The 4,275-nt window shown below is 45.8% G+C and carries 2 protein-coding genes; one reads left to right on the forward strand and one right to left on the reverse strand.

The genetic code is table 11. From position 1 onward, the window contains the following. Window positions 1-70 precede the first annotated feature (70 nt). Window positions 71-1,702: a lipocalin-like domain-containing protein gene (locus DXZ20_RS19555; protein WP_163699974.1), complete on the reverse strand. Its 1,632-nt coding sequence runs from the start codon at window positions 1,700-1,702 to the stop codon at window positions 71-73. Window positions 1,703-2,202: 500 nt separating this feature from the next. Between DXZ20_RS19555 and DXZ20_RS19560 the strand changes: the two genes are divergently transcribed. After that, complete coding sequence (locus DXZ20_RS19560) at window positions 2,203-4,107, forward strand: NAD(P)/FAD-dependent oxidoreductase (protein ID WP_163699976.1); 1,905 nt, start codon at window positions 2,203-2,205, stop codon at window positions 4,105-4,107. Window positions 4,108-4,275 lie beyond the last annotated feature (168 nt).

Consider the following 4,275-nt stretch of genomic DNA (forward strand, 5'->3'; position numbering starts at 1 on the left):
TAAGTTGACCGTTATCTAAGGTGGTATCACCTATCGTTGAAAACTGATTGTGCCATGGGGCATCCGCCCCCTACTTCACCATTGCGATGACGATTTGAGTATCGTCTTCGACTTTTCCCTCTGCTTCCAACCCCTTCAATATATCTGAGATTTTATCCATGATGGGGCCATCAAAGTTTTCCCTTAGTTGGGTAATATGTGAGCGAGGCTTTTTCCCGAGCTTTACCAAAATTGGCTTCGTCGCGGCTAGACTCACTTCGGGAATCGCGCCAGGTAAAACTCCAGTCTCAAGGAAAACCAAGGCGCGCTGCTGGAAACTAAACGAGTTTTCATAGCCAATAACCTCAGCATAGCCCGTGCCGTTGGCAAATTGGCCACTGGTATCTGTAAAATCTACAGGCATCTCACTGGCAAGGCTCCAATCCTCTGCATTAAATGTAGCGTCATCTGACCATGCCGTCACATTACCTGCCAGGGCATGAGCCCAGGAATGATCCTTAACATTAGTTAGGGTCCAACCATTAGGGATGAGCGCATTTGGGGGATAGGGGCCGGACGCATTCGTAATCGTTGGCAATACTTGAAAATTCGTGATTTTCATCTCTCCGACGAGTGGAGGTTTCTCAGGGTTACTAAGAATGGTTACGTCTAACTTACCCTCTTTGATCGATGTATAGTAGCTAGATGTGGAGATTATAGGTAGTTGCGGCGAGAGGCCTATCGGATTTGGTCCAACATTTAAACCGATGGTCATTAGAGTATCTTTGTTGGCCAGGTTCAAATACATCCAACACCAACCGAGAAAAGGCTGGCCATCGTCAACAAAGGGGATACTGTCATAACCAGGAGTTTGCTGAGGCGGATTTTCCAAACTGCCATTCAGGTTTTGATGATCAATCCAACCTAAGCCAGACTCTACCTGATACGTTTTGCCCTCCACCATGACCGTACCAGACACCTTGATCTGGGGCCAACCATACTCAAAGCCAGGAGCGGGTAATTCGGTGAATCCGCAACCATTAACACCGCGAAGGAAAAAAGCGGTCTCAGGGGTAAGCGCATCCTGACAGTCTGCCACCAGGTCCAAACGCATACGGTCTCCATCGTTGACCTGCGCTCGCAGCGGCAGAACATTCTTCGAGCCGGAGAAAGAATCTGGACCACACACAAAGCGAAAATTCTCACCAGGTTTGCTGTAAGCTATATGCCCGCCTTTAAGAGGCCACTGAAGGTTTCGATTTCGCCGAATGAGTCGTCCCTTGCCATTGTCTGTTTTCATAACCACAGTCACCTTAGAGGCGCAAATAAGGGATTCCTCATCGCTCCAATTCGCCTCCGTTTGAGCCGTAGTACCGACAATGCGATTCTTTTGCAGCCAAATCATTACACCAATGCGCTGCGATTCACCATTTGGGCCTTTGGTATTCAGATCACAGCTCAAATAATGCCACTCGGGCCCCATTTTTGGATGTAAATGGTGATCCTTCGGAAAACTGAGGGGCTGCTCAGGCCCAGCTGTCTCCATATCAAAGCTGGCACCTCTGCCGAGAAGTCGTTGAATAATTAGCGCTGTTTGCGATGGATATGAAGATTCATCCAATCCACGAGCAGCCCTTTGAAGGACCTCATAGTTCGGAATTTGAACGGCTTCACCAGTTGCTGGATCCGTAATCTTGTTAACGGCAGTGTTAACAGATTCCAAGTATTTCAATATAGTCCCGGAGACCGGTTTTGACTGGGTAATGTTCACGATATCTCTAGCGAGCTGACAGATGCACTAAGTTGATAACCGATTCGAACAAGTTCGCCACAATAACCTGGCAAGTCATTGAGATCAAGTAAGAAATAACACTTTTGAGAAGGAATCCTGCGTTGTCTTCTTCTATTTCTTTAATACTTTATGGCCTATAACAGGTACCACGATACAGTGAATGGCTAAGAATAACAATTTTTAATCATAATAATCTCTGACATTTAGGCACACCTTGCAGCTGACTGAAAGTATCTTTCTTCAGGTGAGTAAGTCTCATATTTTCTTATTACTACCAAATCTAAAAACTGTATAATTCCCTGTAAACAAAGATGTTCATGGAATGGCAGGCCTGACGGTTGTCGAGATTACAATCTAAGGATATATCTTGAATCTAAACACCTGAACGTGTTACATCTCACCAAAAATCCGGATTATCAGGAGCATGAATTATGGCCGATGTAGTGGTTGTAGGCTTTGGCTTCAGTGCGATTCCATTGATCCGCGAACTGATCTCCACAGGTATAGACTTTAGGATAATCTCGGCCGATGGCAACAGCGTCTGGGACCGTCTTAATAAGAGTGGAAGATTAGACTTTGATCTAGTTTCCAGTTACTTAACAAGCTTTTACTCGTTTGACCTCGTAGATGAATTCCAAAGGGATCATTACCCTTGTGCTACTCAGTATTATGAAATGCATCAGAAGTGGCAGAAGCACTACGGAGAAAGAGTTATCCGAGACATTGTGACCAGGGTCGATAACTTTGCCGATCACAGCGTTGTATATACCCAGAGTGGCACTACGATTAACGCACGGCATGTGGTCTTCGCAACTGGGTTTAGTCGAGCCATCTTTTCACACCTCACCACCACCGATTACAACGCGCCAAATAAGACGTTTGTGTTTGACACAATGGGAGATTCTGCCAACCTGATGATTTCCCATTTAATTCCCCATGATGCGAAGGTGATCATTCGCACGAATGGGTTTCACCCACGGGATAAGGTCGTGCCAGCGTTTGAAACGACCCACACCTTAGATCAGCTGGAGTTTCAAAATTTTCGCTACTTCTCCAATCGTCATTACGCTGACATCGTTTACGGTGCAACCGCTGGTACTGGAATTCCTATTTTGATCGGCGATCAATTTCCAGTCAGCCTACGGGACGATAGTTGGAACACCAGCGAGTCACGTCCAGCCAGTGGTGCCGTTGCCATAAAATACTGGCCCATTGATGAATATTGCCGCAATTTTAGCGACAATTTGCCCGATGCATTTTCAAAGGGCTATTTTTTGAATGACATTTGCATGTGGTTGCATACGGGCCGAGCCATTGTTGTCCCCAAAGATACCCCAATCGATTTTGAAAAGAAAACGATTACCTACGCTGGGATTGAAAGAGCTTTCGATCATTACATCAAGGGCGATACGGAAGCACCAAGGCTGCCCACCATTATGGTTGACGGAGCAGACCCCTATCAATATCAATATCGCGATAACTTTATGGGAGTGATCCCAAAGACGCTGAACAATATCTACATGCTTGGCTATACGCGACCATACAGTGGGGGGTTAGCGAATATTATAGAAATGCAGGGATTGTTTATTCACAAGCTTGTTACTCAACCGGGTTTTCACTATCACATCCATCGCAATTTAGATGCTCGCATCGCAAGCTATAACAAGCATTATTTTGGTGATAGCGAGCCTCGTCGGCATGACCATCTGGTTTACTACGGCTTTTACAACGATGATGTGGCGAGATTGCTTGGTATTGATTACAAACCTCAAGATTGCAAATCGATACAGGACTTGATGTTCTACTATGCCTTCCCAAACAATGCGTTCAAGTATCGCCTGAGGGGAGAGTATGCGGTGACAGGTGTCGATAGATTAATTGGGAAAGTAAATCGGCAGTTCAAGAACTTTATCGTCAGCTTTGCCTATCTGTTGCAATGTAGCATCAAAGAACCTGACAAACGTCCGGCATGGCTGCACACCGTCAAACGGCACTTCTTTAATGACATGCGACATAAGGAACCTTATCGACCCTTTCTTGAGGAGTATATTCAGGTTTATCGCCAGTTCAAGCAGGTGCACATTGAGCCGATTGAAGATCCACAATGGAATGCCCTGGTAGCTAATGCCTGCCAGACCAGAGACGAGGCGATGTCACAAATCTCGTCCCCGTTGAATCATCAGATGGATGAGGATATTGCAAGTGAAATTCAGCTAATTCAGTCATGGCTTGATGATAATCAAGAATTAGACCAATTGAGATTTGACCCAACGCGCGCCTCAATTTTTGCCTCTATGGTGGAGCCACCAGATTACGAGATGTCATTTTTAGATTAAAGGAGCTATGCAGCCTTTATTTTTTAGACACTCGCTGCAAATACTGCCAATAGTAACTGTTCCACCGACACCGTTGGCTGAGCGAAGCGTCTCCTTCGGAGTTAGGCCAACACTCCTAGCCAGCATCCCCTTCGACTTCGCTCAGGGGACGCTTACCTACCAATAACC

Source organism: Adonisia turfae CCMR0081, assembly GCF_011009555.1.
GTDB classification, from domain to species: domain Bacteria; phylum Cyanobacteriota; class Cyanobacteriia; order Phormidesmidales; family Phormidesmidaceae; genus Leptothoe; species Leptothoe turfae.